At 39.0% G+C, this 24,655-nt stretch carries 19 protein-coding genes; 14 read left to right on the plus strand and 5 right to left on the minus strand.

The window, feature by feature from the left end; translation table 11 throughout:
- Window positions 1-8: 8 nt before the first annotated feature.
- Window positions 9-578, minus strand: a complete 570-nt coding sequence (locus tag ACPF64_RS08100) for a DUF2062 domain-containing protein (protein ID WP_003653419.1) — start codon at window positions 576-578, stop codon at window positions 9-11.
- Window positions 579-940: 362 nt separating this feature from the next.
- Here ACPF64_RS08100 and ACPF64_RS08105 point away from each other — a divergent pair, with 362 nt between their 5' ends.
- The 7 genes from ACPF64_RS08105 (at window position 941) to ACPF64_RS08135 (ending at window position 10,483) form a co-directional block, all read left to right on the plus strand.
- Window positions 941-1,534, plus strand: coding sequence for a LysE family translocator (locus ACPF64_RS08105; RefSeq protein WP_004641512.1), 594 nt, complete (start codon window positions 941-943; stop codon window positions 1,532-1,534).
- Between the two features lie 114 nt (window positions 1,535-1,648).
- Window positions 1,649-2,218, plus strand: a complete 570-nt coding sequence (dcd, locus tag ACPF64_RS08110) for a dCTP deaminase (protein WP_003653416.1) — start codon at window positions 1,649-1,651, stop codon at window positions 2,216-2,218.
- 305 nt (window positions 2,219-2,523) lie between these two features.
- Window positions 2,524-3,825, plus strand: a complete 1,302-nt coding sequence (locus tag ACPF64_RS08115) for a hypothetical protein (protein ID WP_198077904.1) — start codon at window positions 2,524-2,526, stop codon at window positions 3,823-3,825.
- 225 nt (window positions 3,826-4,050) lie between these two features.
- Entirely contained in the window at window positions 4,051-6,183 is a 2,133-nt protein-coding gene (locus ACPF64_RS08120) for a hypothetical protein (RefSeq protein WP_426455972.1), read from the plus strand.
- Window positions 6,184-6,198: 15 nt separating this feature from the next.
- Window positions 6,199-6,924, plus strand: a complete 726-nt coding sequence (locus tag ACPF64_RS08125; protein ID WP_426455973.1) for a DUF6160 family protein — start codon at window positions 6,199-6,201, stop codon at window positions 6,922-6,924.
- Window positions 6,925-6,956: 32 nt separating this feature from the next.
- Window positions 6,957-9,368: a DUF6160 family protein gene (locus ACPF64_RS08130; RefSeq protein WP_426455974.1), complete on the plus strand. Its 2,412-nt coding sequence runs from the start codon at window positions 6,957-6,959 to the stop codon at window positions 9,366-9,368.
- 161 nt (window positions 9,369-9,529) lie between these two features.
- Complete coding sequence (locus ACPF64_RS08135) at window positions 9,530-10,483, plus strand: DUF6160 family protein (RefSeq protein ID WP_426455975.1); 954 nt, start codon at window positions 9,530-9,532, stop codon at window positions 10,481-10,483.
- A 78-nt stretch (window positions 10,484-10,561) separates the two neighbouring features.
- Here the strand turns inward: ACPF64_RS08135 and ACPF64_RS08140 are convergent, their stop codons facing one another.
- Window positions 10,562-11,506, minus strand: a complete 945-nt coding sequence (locus ACPF64_RS08140; protein ID WP_426455976.1) for a tRNA dihydrouridine synthase — start codon at window positions 11,504-11,506, stop codon at window positions 10,562-10,564.
- 84 nt (window positions 11,507-11,590) lie between these two features.
- A complete protein-coding gene (locus tag ACPF64_RS08145; protein WP_004641527.1) occupies window positions 11,591-12,400 on the minus strand; it encodes a cytochrome C assembly family protein in 810 nt (269 codons plus the stop codon).
- Between the two features lie 141 nt (window positions 12,401-12,541).
- On the opposite strand from ACPF64_RS08145, the gene ffh reads away from it, so the two are divergent.
- Window positions 12,542-13,957, plus strand: a complete 1,416-nt coding sequence (gene ffh / locus ACPF64_RS08150; RefSeq protein ID WP_005048705.1) for a signal recognition particle protein — start codon at window positions 12,542-12,544, stop codon at window positions 13,955-13,957.
- A gap of 49 nt (window positions 13,958-14,006) precedes the next feature.
- Here the strand turns inward: ffh and ACPF64_RS08155 are convergent, their stop codons facing one another.
- Entirely contained in the window at window positions 14,007-14,741 is a 735-nt protein-coding gene (locus ACPF64_RS08155; protein WP_426455977.1) for a pantothenate kinase, read from the minus strand.
- Window positions 14,742-14,755: 14 nt separating this feature from the next.
- Window positions 14,756-15,508: a biotin--[acetyl-CoA-carboxylase] ligase gene (locus ACPF64_RS08160; RefSeq protein ID WP_003653388.1), complete on the minus strand. Its 753-nt coding sequence runs from the start codon at window positions 15,506-15,508 to the stop codon at window positions 14,756-14,758.
- A 30-nt stretch (window positions 15,509-15,538) separates the two neighbouring features.
- Between ACPF64_RS08160 and ACPF64_RS08165 the strand changes: the two genes are divergently transcribed.
- The 6 genes from ACPF64_RS08165 (at window position 15,539) to ftn (ending at window position 24,626) form a co-directional block, all read left to right on the plus strand.
- Window positions 15,539-16,342: a sulfite exporter TauE/SafE family protein gene (locus ACPF64_RS08165; protein WP_426455978.1), complete on the plus strand. Its 804-nt coding sequence runs from the start codon at window positions 15,539-15,541 to the stop codon at window positions 16,340-16,342.
- Between the two features lie 256 nt (window positions 16,343-16,598).
- Entirely contained in the window at window positions 16,599-17,294 is a 696-nt protein-coding gene (locus ACPF64_RS08170; RefSeq protein ID WP_003653383.1) for a GntR family transcriptional regulator, read from the plus strand.
- A gap of 10 nt (window positions 17,295-17,304) precedes the next feature.
- Window positions 17,305-20,754 carry a chromosome segregation protein SMC gene (smc, locus tag ACPF64_RS08175; RefSeq protein ID WP_426455979.1) on the plus strand — a complete coding sequence of 1,150 codons (3,450 nt, stop codon included), beginning with the start codon at window positions 17,305-17,307 and terminating at the stop codon, window positions 20,752-20,754.
- A 1-nt stretch (window position 20,755) separates the two neighbouring features.
- Window positions 20,756-21,775, plus strand: a complete 1,020-nt coding sequence (locus tag ACPF64_RS08180; RefSeq protein WP_426455980.1) for a cell division protein ZipA C-terminal FtsZ-binding domain-containing protein — start codon at window positions 20,756-20,758, stop codon at window positions 21,773-21,775.
- A gap of 94 nt (window positions 21,776-21,869) precedes the next feature.
- Entirely contained in the window at window positions 21,870-23,909 is a 2,040-nt protein-coding gene (ligA, locus tag ACPF64_RS08185; RefSeq protein ID WP_426455981.1) for an NAD-dependent DNA ligase LigA, read from the plus strand.
- A 252-nt stretch (window positions 23,910-24,161) separates the two neighbouring features.
- Entirely contained in the window at window positions 24,162-24,626 is a 465-nt protein-coding gene (gene ftn / locus ACPF64_RS08190; protein ID WP_001214863.1) for a heteropolymeric bacterioferritin subunit Ftn, read from the plus strand.
- Window positions 24,627-24,655: the final 29 nt, after the last annotated feature.

Here is a 24,655-nt window from a genome sequence, read left to right on the forward strand (position 1 = left end):
CGGAGTCTTTATAAAACTTCTTCTTCTTGCTTTTTATGGCGATGTCTACTTTTCCAGTTTTTAATGACCATCCAACGCCAGAAAATTTCTGTAGATAAATATAAAATGACAGCAAATACGAAAGCTTCTACAACAAGACCTGTCATTAAAATTTTCGCAAGACTAAAATCAATGTGCCCATGGCCGAAATGAGTAATCCAGCGGGAAATCTGGTGCAATACACCCAGCAGCATTTCTTTGTTGATCATATGCACATGAAAAATATGTGCACCAAACCAAAAACCAATATATAGAATAGGAACCAAAGTAAGTGGATTACTTAGCCAAGCTAGCATTAAGCTAATTGGTAAATTTACTTCAAATAGTAAGACTGCCATCACAATAAATACGCTGTGAAAAGGGATAGGCAGTAAACCAAAAAAGGTTCCAACAAAAACAGCTCGGGTAATTGATTTTCGATTGACATACCAAAGCACAGGATTCAGGGTCTTTTTACCAAAAATCCTTAGAAATTTCATATTTGAAACTTTCTCGGGTGAGGGAAGCCAAGATTGAAAAAAGTGCTTTGCCATAATCATTAAGGTAGTAGAGCGCGGTGCTCTAAATAAAAAAATCAGAAACAATATATGAATTGAAACTTATTAAAAGCTTAAAATTTAAACTTACCATCACTATATATTTTTTATTATAAAGGCTTTTGATGGAAAAATAGACTTAAAATAAAAATACTTATGTTATTTAAGTACGAAATTATTTGAAAAGCATAACAACTGACCGTAAAGTTTTCTTTATCACTTTTTATGGTAATTTTATAAATATATGTTTTTAATGTTTTTATTTTAACTTTTAAAATGATTTTAAAAATTTTGTCTTACAATTACCTTTTGCCATGTGTCAGGATATCTATTAATCTGAGATGACTATATTATGAGGTCATTCAATGATTTCATGGCTTTTTATTGGCTTAGTAGCCACAATTTTACTAACACCTGGTCCAACTAATACTTTACTCGCTTCTTCAGGCGTGCAAGTAGGACTGCGGAAGTCAGTAAAACTTATTCCGGCAGAAGTTTTGGGTTACGTGATCTCTATTTCTGCATGGGGAATGCTGATTGGGAAAGTGTCCACCACATTGCCATTGCTACCGCCTATTCTTAAGCTGTTGAGTGCTTGCTATATTATTTTCTTAGCCATTAAGTTATGGCATACGGCAAATCAAGAAATTGAATTAAATCAGCCTACGATCCGTACTCGTGAATTATTTTGTGCAACCTTATTGAATCCTAAAGCCTTGCTCTTTGCTTCGGCAATTTTCCCTGTGGCCGCATGGAGTGATTTTCACATTTATTTAATTCATATGATGGCTTACTTAGCGCTTATTACGCCAATTGCCTTATTCTGGATTTTCTTAGGATCACTTTTAGCTTCTAAGAAAGTTGCATGGCTAAATCAGACTAATTTGCAAAAAACAGCTTCACTCGTTTTAGTCAGCTTTTCAATTCCTATTAGCTATTCTGCTTTACTGAGCCTTTAAAGGTACCGCTGAGCTATTCTTATTTGTTTGAGTAGCTTTGCGTTGTTTTCATAATTGCTTTTTTAAGTTAAAGTACGTCGAAATCAATGAAATTACCTTTTGGATAGAAAATACATGGCTATTAAGTCTGATCGTTGGATTCGCGAAATGAGCGAAAAACACGGCATGATTGAACCTTATGCAGAGAATCAAGTCCGTTTTGATGAAAATGGTGAAAAGTTGATCTCATACGGGGTCTCTAGCTATGGCTATGATGTACGCTGTGCCCGTGAATTCAAGGTTTTTACTAACGTACATTCTGCAATTGTCGATCCAAAGAATTTTGATGACAAAAGTTTTATCGATATTGAGTCTGATGTTTGTATTATTCCGCCAAACTCATTTGCTCTAGCGCGTACGATTGAATATTTCCGTATTCCTCGTAATGTGTTGACCGTATGTCTAGGTAAGTCGACTTATGCTCGTTGCGGTATCATTGTGAATGTGACTCCACTAGAACCTGAATGGGAAGGTCACGTAACTTTAGAATTTTCAAACACCACTAATTTACCTGCCCGTATTTATGCAGGGGAAGGTGTAGCACAGATGCTATTCTTTGAAAGTGATGAAGTCTGTGAAACATCTTATAAAGATCGTGGTGGTAAATACCAAGGTCAAACAGGTGTTACACTTCCTAAAACATAATTTATCTTAGATAAAGAAGAGTTTTAAAATAATGGGTCGCTCAGGTGGCCCAATTTTATGAATAAAATTTACATGAGATGCGTTTATCGGAATAGTGATAAATGACAGTTTCCTTTTGTACAAAATAATATAATATGGTCAATAATTGATTTGTTTTTTTGTTCTGCATCACAGTATTGAAAAACAAATATATCGGATATAGGTTGTCTTTTTAGCAGTAATTGTTTAGATATCTACTAAATTCAGACAGGCCAAATAAAAAGAAATTAAACAGGATTATGCCCCCACGGATACGGAGGTCGGCCATGCGACAGTTTACGTCTCTTCGAGTAGCACTTTTGACACTCGGAAGCTTATGCTTTTCTTCAGCTTATGCTGCTTCTACATTAGTGCCTATGTCAGATTCGGAACTATCCGCAACTCGTGGGCAAGCCTTAATGGGTATGTCTTATATTGCACCTACAGATTCTGCAAGCAACTCAAGTTCAAATGGAAATATGGGTTTTTATCGACTTGCGCTAGATGCTCAATTAGAAATTAATGCCAACATTAGAAGATTACAGTTAGGTTGCGGTGGTGTAAATGGAGCGGGTGCTTGTGATATTGATATTGATTATCTGAGCTTAAGTGGTGGTACTGTAGATAGTACGAGTACTGAACGTGCTTCGTCTTCTGCTGTTATTACCAATCCCTTTTTAGAGTTCGCTGTTAAAAATCCAGATTCAGCTTCTACTCGTGAGATTCAAGGTTTTCGATTAAGTGCTAAGTCACTTTCGGGCTTACTTACTTTTGGTTTAGAAAATGGTGATTCTTCCACTGGTATTAATTCATTAAGTGGATATATGGTAACTAAACCAACAGGGGGGACCGTAACTACGAATCCTTACTATGGTATTACCCAAGATGAGACAGGCACACCAATTACTGGACGAGCGCAAGTTCTAGGTAATCTATATACAGTTCCGTTTACATCGAATTCTTATAATCTAAACTTAGGTGCTGGTACAGGAACATTATCAATGGGGCAGCAGATTATTACGGGTAAGCGTATTAATACGGCTAATTTAAATGCAACTGCAAGGGTCGGAGGAATTTCAGTTACAGGAACTTTAGATGCAACTGCATCAGTACTAGGTCTTCCAGTTGCGATTTCTGGCAATGTAACAGGAACAGTAAATAATTTAGATGTAAATGTAGCAATTAAACAAAGTCTGGGTTATTTCCATGCTGCGCAATTAAATGGATCTGCTGGTTACTTATCTGTACAAGGTGTAAATATTTTGTGGCCAGAGGCAGCATCGACTGCTCAAACAGGATGGTGGTTAGAACTCACAAATCCAATTGATATTGGTCAAATTACTCCTACAGGGAATGTTGATATTGCTTTAGCCACTATTAATGATGCTTTAGGGCAAGTCAGCTCATACCTAAATAATAATCCTGTTCCATGTGGAGCACTTGCATATAATTGTCTACTTTTAGGTAATCTTCCAATTGGAACTGTTGATTTAACAGGAAAAACGCCAGCTTCAATGGGGTTAACTAATGTTGTATTACAAAAACAGAGTTTTTCAGCTAACTGTTACGGTTCTTTAAAATTCTGTTGATTAATTTAAGTAATTGGACAATTTTTCATTCATCGGAAAAATGCATTTTTGTTCATTTAATTTTGCATTTGAGTAAATATTCAGCATAATAGAAATGTGGAAAGGTTGGCAATTTTAAATGGTTGCACCTTGCAAGATGAAAAGGAAATAATTCTATCTTGCTTTAAGGACTGTTAAAGAAAAAGAAATATGGTGCACAGCATCGTATAAAACAGGAAGGTCAAGATGACTACACTTAATTATACGGTATGTTTTCAAAAAACCGTTTTAGCAAGTTTAATTGGACTTTTTTTAAGTCAGTCTAGTTTTGCTCTTGAAGAGCTTTCAGATGCTGGTTTAAGTGAAACTACGGGTGAAGGTATTGCGATATTACCTCAAAATGCATTTATGGTGTTTCGTGGTGCTGGCCCAAATGAATCTGTAAATCAAATTATTACCGATCGTAGTAAAGATACGGGTTACATTAACTATGTGCCTGTTGGGCCTTTGAGTGTTGCTGCAGCTGATACGAGTGGTAATGGTAGTGTCGGATCAGAAGACCGTGCAGTTGGTAAAGCGGATATCTTTCTGTATGGCTTAGCATTATCTAAATCGGATGGTGACGCAAATTCACGTATTGCTAACACCTCAGCCGCAGCAGCGATTTCGAGTTGGGGTACGGGTGCCAATCCATGGATATTCAAAGTGAAGACTGCTACCAATGTTCCTAATTTTAGTACTACCGATAGTTCTCTTTATCCTGTCACGTATTTATCTTTAGAGGCTCCTCTTTATCAACCAACAATTGATGGAGCAGAGGGAGCAGATGCATATAATTTAAAACTGGGTCTATGGGCTGATGCATTTGTACGAAATCCAAATGTTGTCGCTACAACGAATGGCTCTCTAGCCCAATTTCAATATGGCAATAGTAATGGATTGATTGGAACAAGTATTGATACAACCCGTGCTAACAGATTACGCTTACAAGGGATTTTAAACGGTTTCAGTCTAAACGGTAGCCAGATTAGCCTGTTTCAGACCTTAGGTGGGGCGACTTCTGCTGGTGGAATGAGTCCTTTTTATAACAATACTTTAGGAATGTCTGGCTTAGTTCGCTTAAATACAGGTGATAGTAAAAATACAAGTATTGTCACTGAAAATGTTACGAGTCAAACGCAAACATATGCAACAAGCAGTAATAACGGGTGGCAAACGGTACATGCAGGTGCAAACTCAACTTTAAGTACAAGTAGTACTGGAGATTGTGGTAACAGTGGAACAGGAAGTTTCAGTACCTCGCGTGGATGCCGTTACTATGTAGAAAATCGAACCCGAACAGATACAAAAACATCGAATAAAACACGAATTGCATTTAATGACACGAGTAAAGTATTGCGTTTTAGTACTCGAGAAACTTCAGATTCTCCGAATGCTTCAAATAATTTATATACACCAGCATTTGACTCTACAGGTGCTGTAGCACCAAAGTTTGCTGATAGTGAAGGATTGTATCTTTATAATCCAAATATTAATTTAGTATTAGGTAATTTATATCAACCATTGGTTTTAGGCTCAGACGGTAAAAACTTTAGTATTGAAATTGCACGAATTGCGAATAAACCTGAAATATATAAACAGATTTATACAGATTATACTGGTGCTGACACGTCTTACAAAGGTTCTACTTGTAACGTTTATTCTTGTGTTAATCCAACGCACAGTAGTATCTCGATCGGCACAGTTTATAGCCCTGATAATGGAAAAACCTTGTTAGCAAATACTGGTGAAGGAGCTATTGGGGTTTCCTTTGGACGCTTAATTTCAACTGGAACACAAGTTTCTGGAACTTCAGCTGGTAGTTTAGTGTCATTGACCAACTCAGTGTCTGGTACTACATCTGCCACCATGACAGAAGTACGTTTTAAACAAAGACAACAAAATACTCAAACATGGAATCAAACCTATAGTTGTGGTTTGTTTAATTCGAACTGTGATTATACTACTGTTGGGTATTTATATCAGTGGGAATATAACAAAGGAACTGGTGCTTGGGTTATTACAAATCCAACACCAAAACCAGCCGATGCTCCAAAGTGCTCTGGTGCACTAGGATGTACGAGTACATCAGGTTCAACTCCAATGTACGGAACAACCTCCAATCGTGATTGGAGCAATGCTGCTATTCCATGGCTAACTTCAAGAAATGCCGTAGTTAATGATTTAATTGGTAGCAGTAATGGCACAACTGGCTATGTGATTCCAACTGCCAATCAAGCTCCAGCATTGTCCAACATTAGCCCTTTAAATAACTTGGGTTCTGCTTCAATTGATGGTGTATTAATCCAACATTTAAAACTAACAACTAAAGGCCTATAAGAGGAGGAGAGTGATATGAAAAAATTAAGTACTTTGATCCTCGCTCTTTGCGCCACGGTTACTCATGCGGAGCTGCAAACTTTAGATAACGAGGCTTTGCAAGCGATTAATGGTCAAGCTGGTGCTGATTTATCTTTAATGCTTAATTTAAACCAGACAGTTAACGGTGTATTTGACAATGGTAGTGGTGGTGTTTGTCAAAACGTCGAATTCTGTCATATCGGTTTAGCGATTAATAAGCGTTTTGTTCAGGCAGATGCGACGAAGCCAAGTGGTTGGGCTGAAAATAGCGATAGTGGTAATAAACTTTGGCTAGTGTTTAAAGGTGTACAAGGAACTTTAAATATTCAAAAAATGGGTTTGGATGGCGCTGATTTAAAGTATCTTGATAAAAGTAATACGGAAATTATTAAGCCAGCTATACAGCTTAGTTTTAGTGCAGCGCAGCCAATTTTAATTCGTAATTTTGGTTTCAATGCTTTATCGATTGAACAAGATAACTTTACGAGCTCAACAACAACGCAAGGGTCGAGTGCAAATATGTATGATTATGCATATTTCAAAAAACCGACATATGCTGCGACTGCCAATAGTGCAGCACAGCAAGTTGCTACAGCAACTCCGTCTGCTTATGACTATGGGCGTGAAACTGGTTTTATGGGCTTAATGATGAACGGAAACTTGGCTATTCAAGGAAAAGTCATGGTCTTTAGCTGTGATGGCAGCCATCCTCGTTGTTAAGCGTTAATGTAGATTTCAAAGGAACTGAAGTGATGAAAAAAAATAAAGAAAATCACAGCTCAAAGTTTATTTTAAATACATTAACAACCAGCATGTTGTTAGTGAGTGGACAAATTTATGCTTTAGAAGCCTTAACAGATGCTGATTTGAGTGCCGTCAATGGACAAGATGGAATCTCGATACAAACTACATTTAACGAAATTAATATTGATAATGCATATTGGGATGACCATGCAGGCACACCAACAAGTGCTGATCAGGTATTAAGAGCTCAAGCGAGTGGTGTAAAAGTCCAAAAAAGTAATGCATCTAGTCAATCTTTAAGCACTAATTACCGTTTAGATGTTGGGAGTAACCCAACTACGGGTAAAACTGGACTAGACTTTTCTATGCAAAGTAGTCCATCACTTATTACCGTAAATAGCGTTAAAGTTTGTAATAGTTCAGCTAGCTGCTCGCCAACTTTAGGGCAGTTGGCTATTCAAACGACCTCTCCTTTAAATTTGGCACTTACAACCCAAGATGGGCTATTTAATGCAAATAGCCAGTCAAGCATGACACTTGGTATTAATAATGCCAATATTTATCTAGGGCAATTGGATGCTCGTAGTCAGTTAAACCAGCTAATTTTAAGAAATTTTAACTTTAATTTTGTTGGTAAAGGGGCCATGTTGATTGACCCAACTCGTGGCTTAGTTTTACAGACAAATACTGGAACTAATGTTGCTGGTGTAGGGCAAACTCCAAATAGTACCTATGGCTATGTTGATTTTAACCGTGTAGCAGATTCAGCTTCTGGTTTAACTGCGGGTACGTATGTTGATAGTAGCGGCAAAGTAACCAATTCAGGCCTGAATATTGAGGTAATGCTCAGCTCGAATGTAGATAAAACTAACCCTTATGCTTTAGATGCAACTAATAGTCCACAAAATGCGAAAGGTTTGATTCGTTTAGGTGCTAGCGGACGTATGGTAAATAGTTATTTACAAGTCCGTGGTATGGACGGTACGGCGGATACCACCACTTTAGGCACTGCAAATACAGCTTCGGGTACAGGTTCAAGTAATAGCATTTTAGGTAATTCTGGAATAGCCTTCCGCATGAAAGGTGAGTTCACTAAAGATAATGACTCAATGCTAGGTTCAGACGGCAAAGCAACCACTTTAGAAATTGGTGGAGCAGGTTTAAATGCTTACGGTTTCGAATTTGGTAATTTAACCGGTCTTAACTCAGCTACGCGTGGTTATTTTGACAGCGGAAATATTTATTTAAATCTTGCTGATACAAAAACGTTATTAATGCCAAACAACGCGACTTTAAATGCAATTCGTTTAGGATCGGGTACTTTAACAACGGCTGCTGATTATCAACATAATATTCACCGTGATACGGTTACTAATCCATTTAGCTTAATTCTTGCGATGCGTGGAGCAGAGTTTCAAGCATTTTCAAGACGTGGTCGTTTTACAACAAGTGCGAATGTCGCTCCTGCCAATCAGTTTGCAGACAATGGTGCAAACAACCAGTGGGGCTTAGCACTACCTTTTTATAACTTAAATGCTAATGCTGCTGTATATGGTTTAGACGCGCCAGCAAATAGTGCTTATTACTATACAAAAGATGCCAATGGTAAACCTGTTCAGAATGTTGTTGCGACATCTGGAACGACTTCGCGTTTAGGTTTTGGTGTTGCAGCTGGAACTACAGGACGTGATGCGACTGGAACCAAAACGACCTCTGTATTATTGATCGATGGTTCTCCAAATGCTAATAATGGTGGTAACCCGACTGATTATTACATGGGCTTACGTAATATCGATATGTTCCTCAAAGGTAATGGCAGTATCGGTTTAGAAAATGGCAGCCTCAATATTAGTTTAAAAGAGATGCTCCTTGCTTTATCAACTGAAATTGCAGCAGGTTATTTACCAGGGGCTAAATATAAAACTTGTCCAGCGACAGGTTCATGTACTTCACCTATTGATAATTTTGCCAAAAATAATGATGTCTTATTTGGTTTAAAACTACGTTTAGGTGGCGATCTTAACTTATCGATCGTGCCAAACAGTTCAATTGCTGATGGTAGCGCTCTAACTGTACTCGGCGATTTCACAATGCCTGCCACAGCAACTGGAAATACAGTTCAGATTAGTGATCCGATCGATGGTTCTGCAATTGGCTTTGATAATATTACTGGAAAGCTAGCGTTTAATTCCGCTTTAGTTGTGGGCAAAGACACCGCAAGTGGTTTAGGTAAAGTTGGCGTAAATACGGCGGTTTATTTTAATCCTGATAAGAGTATTGACGGTGCATTACGTGTTAAAGATATTAACTTCTATCCGCCTTCAACTGGCGCAGGTGCACGTTTAGGCGAGCTTGCCATTACTGGTGGACGTTTAAATAGTAGCTTTAGTATTGTGCCTAGAAATGGTGCTTTTAATTAATCAATTAAAGTGACGATTATCGTCACTTTTTTATATAAATTTTATTTTAGTGTGATTGGATTTACATTCGTCGGGTTATAGGGATAATTGCTTTGTACTTGAATATTATTCTGATAGTCTGAACAAATAATAAGCGTTTGTCTCTTAAGGATTAGAGCGACATGAAGAATAAAAATATAGGGTGCTGGTTGTTACTTGCCAGTAGTTCAAGTGTTTTTGCAATGCAGCCTTTGGATGATCAAAGTCTTGCGGCAACGACAGGCCAAAATGGCCTAACTTTAGGTATTCAGGCAGATAAAGTCCAATTCAACCAAGTTGCTCTGATTGATACAAATGGTATTGCTTCAACTTCGTATAATAGTAAGGCTGGCTTTGTCATCGCAGGGAATTCTACTAATCCGGTTCCTAGCATAGAGTTTATTAAAGCTGCGGTATCTAGTAATCCTTCTTTTAATATCATAATGGATACTGATGCAGGTGGTGGAAATCCTTTTTTAAATTTAGCTGTGTCTATGGGCAATGATGTAAACGGTATTCGACTTTTACCTTTTTCAGTTTATTTAGCTCCAAGTGCATCTTTATCTAGTCCATCCGATTATGCATTAACCAGTTATGCACCAAAATCAATTTTTAGTTCGGGAACGACAGTGAATACGGGTGTAAAAGAAATCATTCGTTCAACTGGAAATCTAGATATTAACTTTGTACAAACCAATAAACCTCGTTTAAATATCCAGCTTGGCCATGCTGCTCAATCAGTGATGGTTAAATTTGGTGGGGCAATTCAATCTATTTGTTCTGCTGCTGCGGGTTGTCCAATTACTTTAGTCTCGGATAATACGGGAGCTACATTTGGATTTAAATTTGCTGGAACAAATACCTCGACAGGTTTTGTGCTTGATGGTTTTTATGCGGGCGTTGATCCAACGGGATTAACTTTTGGGAATAACGGAGTGTCGAGTAAGTTCGATGCTTCACTTAACAATGTCACTTTAGGAAATATGGGAACCCAAAGTACAACGACATTTAATAACTTGCCTAATGGTTCTATGGGGAGTTTTGGTATTACAGGGGCGTCAGTGACTGACTTAAAAATGAAAGTAAGTGGCTTTTAGAAAAAATAATAACTTAACCTGAAATACGAAAGAGGGCGGTTGTGAAAACAATCGCCCTCTTTTTATGACTATATTGAGTTAAATGTTTTCTGATCTGGTGTGTTCTAACTGTTGAACAATTTCATCCAAAGCTTTAATACGCTTAACTTGATCCCATAAGTTTTTAGCTTGGGGGTAGGCTTTAGTCATCATCCCCAACCATTGTTTATAACGACCAACCATACCAATTTCTGTTTTTGCTTGACCGTTTAAAAAGCGAATTTGCAAATCAACAAGTTGTTCCCAACTGAATAATGCCTCATTCATATTTTCACGAATGCATTGTGTTAAATCTGGGGTAGTCACAGCACCACGGCCAATCATTAAATCTTCGCAGCCAGATTGTTGCTGACAAGCTCTAGCATCTGCATTGCTCCAGATTTCACCGTTGGCAATTACATTAATTTTTAAAGCTTCTTTAATGGGTAGAATTTTTTCCCAATAAGCTGGTGGTGTGTAACCATCTGCTTTAGTACGAGCGTGAACTGTCAACCAACTTGCACCAGCATCTTCAACAGCATGGGCATTTTCCATGGTGTGATTTTCATCGAGATAACCTAAACGCATTTTTGCTGAAACAGGAATATGCGGAGGTACCGCATCTCTTACTGCTTTAATTAGCATATGTACAACATCAGGTTCATCAAGAAGAACTGAGCCGCCTCGGTGTCGGTTTACAGTTTTTGCGGGACAACCGAAATTTAGATCAATTGCTGGTGCACCAAGCTCTACAACTTTTACTGCATTTGCTGCCAGCATATCTGGATTATTTCCTAAGAACTGGACATGGACAGGTGTCCCAGCCGCCGTTTTACCGTCATTTTTTAATTCTGGACAAAAACTATAGTAGATATGGTCTGGCAAAATGCTGTCTGTAACTCGAATAAACTCGGTCACACACCAGTCGAAATGACCAACAGATGTGAGTGTATCCCGCATGATCGGGTCAGTTAAACCTTCCATTGGAGCGAGTATGAGTTTCACAGTCTGTGTCACCTGAGCAAAAAGAAAACAGCGTTATACGGGATATGTATAACGCTGTCTAGTATCGATGAAATTTTAATTAATTTAGAGACCCAAAATCATTTCAAGCACAAATTTACTACCAATAAAACCAATGGCTAAAAGCACAAAGCCGATTAAGGTAAAACGAATGGCCTTTTGTCCTCGCCATCCGAGTTTATAATGACCAATCAATAATGATCCATAGATAAACCAGGAAATAATACTAAATACAGTTTTATGAGCGAGATGTTGGGCAAAGAAGCTATCGATAGTCAAGAAACCAAAAGCGAGTGCAATTGTTAATAGAATAAAACCAGTAATGATGAGGTCAAATAACAAAGATTCCATTGCCTGAATTGATGGGAGTAAATTGACCCAAAAGCGTTTTTTTTGTTTCTTTTTGAGTTCACGATTTTGGAACCACAGCAAAATAGCGTGAATGGTTGCCATTAGTAAAACTGCATAGGCAGATAAAGACAGAATGATATGGACATCAAGGCCTAAAGAGTGTTGTTCAATAAATTGATCGGGTCGGCTGAATGCAAAACCTAAAATCAGGCCAATAGCCGCTACAGGAATGCCTAACAAGTTTAACGGTACAATAGGGCGAAAAATACTAAAAATTAAACTTAACAACAGCATAAGCCACGATGTAAAAGATACTAAATTAAAAACATCGTAGTTAATTCCGGCTGGTGTCAGCATGGCATGGCATAAAACTGTGCCGTGCAACAGGAGTGCCAAAGTTGCAACAACAGCAAATAACCATGGGTTTGGTTCACGTTTTGACATTAAACGAATAAACAGATACCAGAAAGAAGTGGTATATGCAATGAGTGCCAAAATTGTGTAAACCAAGGGGAGGCTAATCATGTCAAACCTTTTTCAGGATTAATTCATCTATATAAGATATAAATTCGCTGCGAACTAAAGTATCCTATAGCATTCTATGCATAAATTTTCTATTTCGAGAAAGATTTTTTTTGCAACTAGCCATTTTAAGCGGATTTTGCAATGTTTGATACCTTAACAGAACGACTCACACAGAGTTTAAGAAATGTTACTGGCTCAGGGCAGCTGACCGAAGACAATATTAAAGATACCTTACGTGAAGTACGTATGGCACTTCTTGAAGCCGATGTCGCGTTACCTGTAACTCGTGAATTTATCGCGAAAGTTAAGGAAGAGGCATTGGGCCAGGAAGTGATGACTCAGTTATCGCCAGGCCAGGCATTTGTAAAAATTGTCTATGACGAACTCACCAAGATGATGGGTGAGGCGAATGAAACACTTGATTTAAGTGCTAAGCCTCCCGTTGTTGTATTACTTGCTGGTTTACAAGGTGCGGGTAAAACGACAACTGCCGCTAAGTTGGCACGTTTCTTAAAAGAGCGTCAAAAGAAAAAAGTAATGACGGTTTCTGCGGACGTTTACCGTCCAGCAGCGATTAAGCAGTTAGAAACTGTGTCAGCAGAAGTTGGGGCAGGTTTTATTCCTTCAGATGCTTCTGAAAAGCCAATTGATATCGTTAATCGTGCAATTGAACAGGCAAAAATCCAATTTGCTGATGTATTGATTGTCGATACCGCTGGTCGTTTACATGTCGATGAAGACATGATGGACGAAATTAAAGAATTGCATGCTGCTGTTAAGCCAACTGAAACCTTGTTTGTGGTTGATGCCATGACAGGTCAGGATGCTGCAAATACAGCTAAAGCCTTTAATGATGCATTGGCACTTACAGGTGTGATTCTCACTAAGACTGATGGTGATGCACGTGGTGGTGCAGCGCTTTCTGTGCGTGCAATTACGGGTAAGCCAATCAAGTTCTTGGGTATGGGTGAGAAGCTTGATGCTTTAGAACCATTCCATCCAGATCGTGTTGCTCAACGTATTTTGGGCATGGGTGACGTACTTTCTTTAGTCGAGGAAGTTGAACGTAAAATCGACAAAGAAAAAGCCGAAAAAATGGCTAAAAAATTGCAAAAAGGAGGCAGCTTCAACTTTGAAGATATGCTGATGCAATTTGAGCAAATGAAAAGTATGGGCGGCATGATGGGCTTCTTAGATAAGTTGCCAGGCATGAGCGGTGCAGGAATTCAGCAAGCGATTGAGCAAGCGAATCCTGAAAAACAGGTTAAGAAAATGGAAGCTATTATCCAGTCGATGACCGTTAAAGAACGCCGTAATCCAGACTTGATGAACCCAAGCCGTAAAAAACGTATTGCAGCTGGTTGTGGTATGGATGTTGCTGAAGTGAATAAACTCATTAAGCAACAAGCACAAATGGCTAAAATGATGAAGAAGTTTGCGAATCCATCTGGTATGAGCAAAATGATGCGTTCATTAGGCAATATGCAAAAACAATTTGGCGGCGGCGGTGGCGGCGGAATGGGGCCACTCTTTGGCAACAACGACCAAAAGAAATAAGTTCGTAAAATAAAAGGCGCATATAGCGCCTTTTATTTTACCCTACATTTTAGTCTTTAGGATAATGAGCAATATATTGTTGTAATCCTTTGAGCAAAAGGTCAGTTTCTACGACTGGATTATATTTTTTCAAGAACTTGGCAAATAGTTGTGCATCTCCACCGGTAAGGAGCAGTTTTTTCGGAGATTGCTGCATAATATTTTCGATAGTACTAATAAGGCCTAACAAAATACCGTGATGGACTGCATCTACGGTGTTGTTGCCTGGGTTTAGATTATCAAAAGCTGAGTCAGGAATTTTAATGCCTTTTGTATTTTGAATAAGTGCATCGCGTTGCAGATAAAGGTTAGGTAAAATGTACCCGCCTAAATGTTGTTTGCCTTGCGTTAAATCAATCGTTAAGGCTGTTCCACATCCAATAATACAATAGTTTTCATTAGCCTGAGCCACAGCGAGTACTTGTAACCAGCGGTCAATCCCGAGCTGACTCGGTACCTCATAGCCACACTTTAACTCAGCATATTCAGCATGAACTTTTGCAAAAACAACTGGAATTTCAAGCCATTTTAGAATTTGTTGAATGCGTTGATTATTCTCAGTATCTAAGACGGATGACACCCCAATCCGATGTAGACCTTGATGCTTAAAATGTTGAATTAACCCAAGTAATAAATCGGCAGGGGATTGCAAATGCAGTTCTGCGGCATGCTCAATAGTTTGGTGATTTTCAGTAATCCAGTATTTTAAACGAGTGTTCCCGATATCGAGCCATAAACTTTTCATGGAGAAACACCTGTTTATTGATTGATCTGTGGTCTTAAGCGACCTTGATAAAACTGCTTAGGTTCCGGAGTTTCAAGTATGACGGCTCCATCATTGGAAATTCCAACAAAACGACCTTCTACTAGTCCTTGGCTATGCTCAAACTGCACGAATTGATTAATCCATGCGGCATGATGATTAAAACGGCCAGCTAAGTTGTAGCAGCCATGATCGAACCAGCGAGCTGCGTTTTGAATAGCCATATACAGCTCTGAAACTAACTCAAGACGGTTGTTTTGCTCTAAACCTAAATCTTCTAAAGAGGTAATCGGCTGATCACTGTCGGTTACGGGTGGCATTTTTAAATTAATGCCCACACCTACTATAGCCTGATGTTGCGAAAGGGGTTCAACTAAAATTCCACCCCATTTACCTTGCGCACTATATAAATCATTTGGCCATTTTACTTGTAAGCTTAGGGGTTGTAATTGCGGGATTTGCAAAATATTTAAAGCAACTTCAAGTGCTAAGCGACCATCTAAGGGTGTTCGAGTTTGCACCAATGTGCTTAAATAAATGTTTCCTTCAGGTGAAATCCATTGCCGTTGATGTTGACCTCGCCCTTGAGTTTGTTGAGCACTGCAAACCAAGCCTGTTGTAATGCCTTTTTGGGCAATTTCACGAATATCATCATTGGTCGAAGTTGTGGTTGCTTTTAATAAAACCACTTCTGGAAGCTGGTTTTTTGCGCTTAAAAGTTGTTGTAGTTGGCGAGTCTCTAAATCCATGTTGAATATGAGCAGAGTGGTAAAACATTTATGGAGTTAATCATATATTTACTCATTGGCGCAATTGCTGGTTTTACTGCCGGATTGTTTGGGGTTGGTGGTGGATTAATTATTGTACCAATCCTCTATGTCGTTTTTACCCAGTTACACTATGACCCTGCGGTAATCATGCATATTGCAGTAGGAACATCACTAGCAACGATTATCGTAACGTCTTTTAGTTCGGTGTCGGCTCACCATAAAAAAGGAGCTGTACTTTGGTCAGTTTTTCGTAATTTAGCGCCTGGGCTCATTATTGGTTCATTTTTAGGTGCTGGTATTGCTGACCTGATGTCTGGTCAACATTTGCAACTTCTTATTGGTATTTTTGCTGTTTCCATGGCTTATCGCATGTTTAAAGGCGCCCATGTTGTCGTTGATCCAACACGTCAGCTTCCTTCAGCATCTATGCAAGTGATGGCTGGTGGGGGAATTGGTGTTGCCTCTGCAATTTTTGGAATTGGGGGCGGTAGCTTAACTGTTCCGTATTTAAACCGTCATGGCGTCGTTATGCAAAAAGCAGTCGCAACTTCTGCTGCTTGTGGTTTACCCATTGCAATTGCGGGCGCAATTGGCTTCATGTGGTTTGGTGCTAAAGAACACATCTCTGTACCTAACACGATTGGTTATGTACATATCTATGCTTTTATTGGCATTAGTGTCATGAGTTTTATTACAGCCAAGTTTGGAGCAAAAGTCGCTCATGCATTGTCACCACAAATGTTAAAAAAATGCTTTGCCTGTTTGTTAGTTGTGGTAGGGAGTTATTTTATTTATAAGGGCATTATGCACTAGAGAATAAAATATTAACCTTAAGAAGACTACGACCTAAGAGCTTGAATTTTTGGAAATTCGAGCTCTTTTTATTAAATAATATAAGAACATTCGGGGCTTTTATTCATCTGATTTTGGTATTGTTTTTAAATGGGTTGGCTTAAAATGCAATGAAATTGTCAGACAATGACATAGTTTTTAATCGATGGGATCAGTTAAAAACAAGGATGCGAAAGAAAAGCATGGATTAATGCATATAAAAAGTAGCGGGTGATTTATGAATCTCGAAGAGACAGAAAGTCTTTCTGAGCAAATTGTCAAATATATTAGTGAACAGATCATTAGTGGCGAGCTGGTTGAAGGCGAACGTATTCAAGAACTACGTATTGCTAAAGAGCTTGACGTGAGCCGAGGGTCAGTTCGTGAAGCATTGTTATTATTAGAGCGTACTCATTTAATTGAGATATTTCCACGCCGTGGGGCAATTGTTTCAGAAATGTCTGCACAGCAGGTTAAAGCACTGTTTGACACAAATATGATGTTATTGGGGCATATTGTTCAACGAATAAGTGAAACATGGCGGGCACATGAAGCAGATCAATTACAGTTATTGTTAGAACAACTTCTTGAGCATGTAAAAGCAGGAGATATCGAGAAATTTTATGATGGTGTTTTCCAATATCTGGCTGAACAGCAAGATATGGTCGGAAATCCTTATCTAATGAAATTCTATAAAGAGTTATTGCCTTCATTACGTCGTAGTTATTTTTTGACCTTAAATACCTCTAAGCGAGAACTACAAGAAGCATTTGCATTATTTAAACTCGTGATTGATGCAATTTTGATCCGAAAATCACAACAAGCCGCTTTATTTATGGAAGATTTTTGTCGACACTTACGTAACCTTGTGTTGGAATCGCTGACACGAATGAAACAGATTGAATTGGCCTGGGCAAGACGCTCACGCCGCTAGTTAGGGCATTATGCGTTTAAGCAGTTTAAAACTTTCCGGCTTTAAATCTTTTGCAGATAGTACAACTTTAAATTTTAAGGCTAACCGCACAGCAGTGGTTGGTCCAAATGGTTGTGGCAAATCAAATGTAATTGATGCCATTCGTTGGGTGATGGGTGAATCAAATGCTCGTCAACTGCGTGGTGGTAGCATGCAAGATGTTATTTTTACAGGAACTTCCAAACGTAAGCCAGTTGGTGTGGCGAGTGTTGAGCTACGTTTTGATAATACGTATGGCAAGTTAGGTGGATCCTATAATGCTTATAATGAGCTAGCTGTTCGCCGTCAGGTCACCCGTGAAGGCAAGTCCGAATATTTCTTAAATGGCACACGTTGTCGCCGTCGTGATATTACCGATATTTTCTTGGGAACAGGGTTGGGACCACGTTCTTATGCGGTGATTGAACAGGGCATGATTAACCGTCTAGTTGATGCCAAGCCTGAAGAAATGCGTATTTTTATTGAAGAGGCCGCAGGTGTTTCTCGTTATCAAGCTCGTCGACGCGAAACTTTGCAACATCTTGAGCATACTGAGCAAAACCTTTCACGTTTAGAAGATATTGCCCTAGAGTTAAAATCGCAGCTTAAGACGCTTAAACGCCAATCAGAAGCAGCCGTTCAATATAAAACGTTAGAAGGTCAGATTCGTACGCTTAAGATTGAAATTTTATCTTTTCAAGCAGATAAAAGCGTACGCTTACAAGAAGAATATACAGTTCAAATGAATGAACTGGGCGAAAATTTTAAGTTGGTACGTTCAGAGCTAAGTACGATTGAACATGATTTGGAAGCAACTAGTGCTTTATTTCAGAGACTCATTCAGCAATCTTCACCACTACAACACGAATGGCAGCAAGCTGAAAAAAAACTATCTGAACTGAAAATGACTCTGGAACAAAAACAGAGTTTATACCAGCAAAACAGTACGACTCTCGTTCAATTAGAACAGCAAAGATTCCAAACTAAAGAACGTTTACAGCTTTCTGAATTGCAACTTGAAACGTTGAATAATCAGTTAGATGAACAAACTGAAGCCTTAACTGCAATTGAGCATACTGCAACGGAAGCTGAACAAAACTTTGCTGATTTACAATCCCAGCAAAAACAAGCACAACAACAGTTTGAACAAGTAAAAGCTCAGGTTGAAAAACAACAGCAGCAAAAAATGCAAATGTCTGCCCAAATTGAGCAGTTAGGCAAAAATGTTCTAAGAATTGAGCAACAAAAAGAAACGTTGCAACATCAAGCAAGTCAGATTCAATCGCATGTTCATGAAGATGAACAGGGTGAGCTTGAGAAACTGCAACAGCAACTTCGTCGTGAAATTGCGACACTTGAGACTGAAATTGAGCAGCTCTCACAGCGTTTAGAGCAGTCTCAACAGCAACATCAGGCAAGTAAAAATCAACAGCAAACGCTGAAAACAGAAATACAAGTTTTATTATCAGAGCAGAAAAACTTAAGCCAGCTTGTTGCTAAGCAAAGCCCGAAGCAACATCAAGATGCATTACGTTTAATGCAAGCTTTGCAATTAACAGAGCAAGGCAAACCACATGCGCAGATTATTGAAAAGTTTTTAGCAAAATGGTTACAAGCTCATATTCTTGATACCGAACAAACTTTTCAAGAAGGGGTTGCTCGCCAGTTAAAACCTTCAGAGCAAACAAATCAATTTAAGCAAAACTTAGCTTGTTTAAATGATTGGATTGCATCTCCACAGCTATCAATCTTTTCGAATGTAGCGATTGCACAAGATTTGACTCATGCTTTAAATGAGCAAAAGCAACTGCAACATGGGCAGTCTATTTTGACTTTAGATGGTTATCATGTCGGGCAGGATTGGGTCATTGCTCTTATGTATGATGATGAGAGTCAAAGTGCACAAGGGATGCTCAGTCATCGTATTCGCCTAGATGAAATTGAACAAGTTCTTGAAAAGCAACAACCCGAATTACAAGCATTAGATCAAATTGTAGTTCAGCAAAAAGATGAGCTAGGGCAGTTGCAGTCTGATTTGCAACAGAAACAGCAAGTTGTTAAACAAAAACAAAAAGACTTACAACAGCTTGATGTGCAAATTGCTAAACAGCAAACCGCTGCACAAGCATTTTTATTGCAAAAACAGCAATTGAAAGATCAACTCAGTCAGTTAGATATGCAACTTGAAGAAGATGCAATGCAAAAAGATGATCTGGAGATTGATTTACATGCGCTAGCAATCAAGCTTGAAACCATTTTACCTGACTATAAAACATTGCAATTTCGGGTAGAAGAGTTAACAGAGCAACTAGAGGAACAACAACAAGCTCTGCTTCAGCAACAACAAGAACGTGAAATTTTACGTCGTAACAGCACGCAAACGACTCAACAGATAGAGTTGCTTGAAAAAGATATTTCGTTCTTGCAGAGCCAATATCAGCAAATTAATGCTCAAATGGAACAGGCGAAAAAATTTGTTGATCCTATTCAGTTAGAGTTGCCAAATCTTGAGTCGGAATTTCAGCAACAATTTGCTCAAACTGAAAAGTTGCAAAAGAACTGGAATGAATGGCAGCTTGAATTAAATAGTGTGCAGGAAAAACAACAAACCCTGACAGATCAGCGTCATCAATATCAACAAAAAGATGAGCAGCTCAGAGAACAACTTGAAGCAAAACGTTTGGCATGGCAAGCAGCTAAGTCAGATCGTGAACATTACCAAGAACAGCTTAAAGAGCTAAATGCCGAGCTCCAAAAGGGCTTACAAATCGATTTAACCGAGCACCAGCAAAAACTGGAAAAAGTACAGAAACAGTTTGAAAAAATCGGTGCGGTTAACCTTGCCGCTTCACAAGAGTTTGAAGAAGTTTCCCAGCGTTTTGATGAGTTGAGTCACCAGATTCAAGATCTGGAAAATACGGTAACTCAACTAAAAGATGCGATGAAAAGCATTGATCAGGAAACCCGTAAGTTGTTTATGACAACGTTTGATCAGATTAATCAAGAGTTGCAAAATCTGTTTCCAAAGGTCTTTAATGGTGGTGAAGCAAGTTTAAGTCTTGAAGATGACTGGCAATCTGGTGTTAAACTGATGGCTAGACCACCGGGTAAGAAAAATAGTTCTCTAGCATTACTTTCCGGTGGAGAAAAGGCTTTAACAGCTTTAGCATTAGTATTTGCGATTTTTAGATTGAATCCGGCACCGTTTTGTGTGTTAGATGAAGTGGACGCACCACTTGATGATGCGAATGTTCAGAGATATTGTAATTTGGTAAAAGAGCTTTCTGAACATGTACAATTCATTTACATTACACATAATAAGCTGGCGATGACCATGGCAACTGATTTGTTGGGTGTGACCATGCCTGAACCGGGTACATCAAAATTAGTCACTGTCGATTTAGAACAGGCAAAAGAATACGGGTTAGTTTCGGAGTCATAGAATGGAAATCAATACGATTATTGGCATCGTTGTCGCCATTATTATTATGCTAATTGGCTTAAAAATGATTTTAAAAAAGTCAAACCATGCTGAACCCTCATTAGACAGTGATTTGCATATTAATCCTGATAGTAATCAGCCGGTTATACCTAGGCATGTGAGAGATCAGCTTGAGCAAGCTGAAGCAGAGGGAGTATCGACGACTAGCGCAGAGCGAGTAGAACCGACTTTAAATGCGGCGTCACAAGTCAGTGAAACAAAACAAACAGAAACTTTGGCTGTAGAACCTACTAAATCAATTTCGGCCGAACAAATTCAACCAGTTGTTGAAATGTCTCCAGATGAAATTAAATCTGAAGAAACTGTAAAAAGCTCTACCATTAACACAGATAGTTCAGTTGAGTTGGTTGATACGGTTTCTGTTAAATCAGAAGAAAGCTTGGAACCAGAAAGCGAAAAGGCTGAGCCTGAGTTGAGTTTAAATCCAAATATTGAAACTGCTGAAATTGCTGAATTTGAAGGCGAGAGTAATATTCTGGATGTGCATTTGCATGAACAGCAGCGCTATGATGATGAAAGTGCCTTAGCGATGGCTGAACAGATTATTGCATTAAATGTCTATCCAAACCCTCGTCGCGCGTTGTCTGGCGATAAAGCACTTAAAGTGCTGCTGAAATACGGTTTACGTTATGGCGAAATGTCGTGTTTTCATCGCTATGAAAATACTGATGAGCCGAGTGTACTTATGTTTTCAGTACTGCGTATGACGGACAATGGACCAGCTGGGTTTGATCTTGAAACCTTATCTACTGAACAAGTCCAAGGGTTGGCATTTTTCCTTGCACTTCCAAACAGTAAAGCTGTGACTGGTTTTGACATGATGGCGAGTATTGCAGGTTTAATTGCTCGTGAAATTGATGGCAAAGTTTATGATGAGAATAATCTTGAATTTACACCACAGTTAAAAGAACACTGGCGTCATCATGTGATTGATTATCGTCCGGCACAGGCGACTGCCTAGTTTTAATTTTTTACATTCGTTGCGATAATTGCAACATATCTAGTCGCAGTTCAGGGTGGAGAAATTTCCACCCTTTTTTATGGTGAATAACATAATGGCAACAACTTCCGTGATCGAACAGATGCGTCAGCTTATTCAACTGATTGCAAAGCATAACCATGCATATTATGTGATGGATCAGCCGACAATCTCGGACAGTGAATATGATCATTTATTTCACCAGTTAAAAGCTTTAGAAGAGCAATATCCAGAACAGGTTCAATCAGATTCTCCAACTACAAAGGTAGGCGGACAAGCACTCTCTAAATTTCAAAGTGTGACCCATGTAGTTCCTATGCTTTCTTTGGGGAATGTTTTTAATCAGGAAGACTTGTTTGCATTTGCACGCCGTGTCGAAGAGCGTTTGCCCAATCAAAAAGTACAATATGAAGTAGAACTAAAACTCGATGGTCTTGCGATTTCTCTTTGGTATGAAAACGGTGTGTTAATACGTGGTGTTACACGTGGCGACGGAGAAACCGGAGAAGACATTACCCAGAACGTTAAAACGATTCGCAACTTGCCTAAAGTGTTGCATTCGGATCATTTTGAAATTCCACGACTGCTTGAAGTACGCGGTGAAGTGCTCATGCCAAAGTCTGGCTTTGAAAAACTCAATGCCGATCAGGAAGCAAAAGGCGATAAAACGTTTGCGAATCCGCGTAATGCAGCAGCTGGTAGTTTAAGACAGCTCGATCCAAATATTGCTGCTGGCAGACCCTTAGCGTTTTATGCATATGGTATTGCTCAGTGTGAACCTAATCATGGCTTAACCACCATGCATGATAGCTTGCAATGGCTAACGAAACTTGGATTTGAAATTGCTGAACGTCAGTATCTATGTAATTCAATTCAGGAAGTACAACAACGCTACGAGCAAATTCAGCAAGAACGTCCCGATTTACAAGTTGAAATTGATGGAATGGTCGTAAAGGTTGATGACTTAAAACAACAACAACAACTTGGTTTTTTAAGTCGTGAGCCACGTTGGGCGACTGCCTATAAATTCCCTGCACAAGCTGCATTAACTACGGTGGATCAGATTGATTGGCAAGTGGGGCGTACAGGTACTTTGACTCCTGTAGCACGCTTAAACCCTGTATTTGTGGGGGGTGTTACGGTTTCCAATGTAACTTTACACAACATTGGTGAAATCCATCGTCTTGATGTACGTGTTGGCGATACGGTTAGTGTTTATCGTACTGGCGATGTTATTCCTAAAGTAGAAAAAGTCTGGCCAGAGTTCCGCTCACCTGATGCTGAAATTGTACATTTACCTGAAAGCTGTCCTGTTTGTGCCTCACCCGTTGTAATGCCAGAAGGGGAAGCCTTAGCACGTTGTTCTGGTGGTCTTTACTGTGCTGCTCAGCGAATTGAAGCCATTCGTCATTTCGTGTCACGTAAGGCGCTTGATATTGAAGGTTTGGGCGATCGTTGGGTAGAGTCTTTATTACATCTCGATTTGCTTAAAGATGTTGCCGATATCTATCATTTACATGAGCACCGAGAAACTTTACTTGGCATTGAAAAAATGGGAGAAAAGTCAGTACAAAATCTGATTGATGCCATCGAAGCCAGTAAAAAGACAACCCTTGCGCGTTTTATTTATGCTTTAGGAATTCGTGGGGTAGGTGAAACTACTGCCAGAATGTTAGCCAATACTTTCCAAACTTTAGAAGCCCTAAAAGCTGCCGATGTTGAAGCTTTAAAGAAAACACCGGATGTCGGCGATATTACCGCAGAATGGATTGCTGACTTTTTCTTGGCACCTCATAACCTTGAAGTGCTTGATCGCTTAATTGCAGCTGGAATTCATTGGGATGCGCCGACTGCACCAACACGCCAGCCATTAAATGGCGAGAGTTGGGTTTTAACAGGCACATTAGAGCAAATGACCCGTGATCAAGCGACCCAGATGCTACAAGCATTAGGCGCGCGCGTGAGCGGTAGTGTGTCAAGTAAAACCAAATGTGTTGTTGCTGGTGAAAAAGCAGGTTCAAAATTAGAAAAAGCTGCAAAGCTTGGTATTGTCGTCATGAATGAGACTGATTTCTTATCTCTTATGGCGAGCTATGGGCAGACCTTAAGCGAATAAACCTACCGAAATAAGAACCATTGATTTTAGTTACAAATTTATAAATTGATGGTTTATGTCATATTTTAACGCTTGTCTGGGTGTATAAATCGGACAAGCGTTTCTTTTTGCAGAGGAAATTTAATTAACTTAAACTGCAAATGCGTATGTTTCTCATTTTAATTTTATAAAAATCATAAACTTAACTATTTTTTACTTTGCAATCATTTTTAAGATTGCCCATAATAGTGCTCATACGATAGGAGATTTATTATGCGTGGCAATCCAGAAGTCATAGACTATTTAAATATGCTCATTGGCGGAGAATTGGCTGCCCGTGATCAATATCTAATCCATTCTCGTATGTACGAAGATTGGGGTTTAAATAAAATTTATGAACGTATTGATCATGAGATGCAAGAAGAAGCTTCTCATGCTGATGCGATCATTCGCCGTGTATTGTTTTTAGGTGCTAAACCAAACATGCACCGTGAAGACATTAATGTCGGTACAGACGTTGTTTCTTGTTTAAAAGCTGATTTGGCGCTTGAATATCATGTTCGTGAAAAGTTAGCGACAGGTATCAAACTCTGTGAAGAGAAAGGCGATTACATTAGCCGTGATATGTTACGTCAACAATTATCTGATACTGAAGAAGACCATACCTACTGGTTAGAAAAGCAATTACGTTTAATTGAGTTGATTGGCTTACAAAACTATATTCAATCTCAAATTTAATAAAAAACCCAGCTGATGCTGGGTTTTTT

This window comes from Acinetobacter sp. KB005, from assembly GCF_049949095.1.
In the GTDB taxonomy this organism is placed as follows: domain Bacteria; phylum Pseudomonadota; class Gammaproteobacteria; order Pseudomonadales; family Moraxellaceae; genus Acinetobacter; species Acinetobacter calcoaceticus.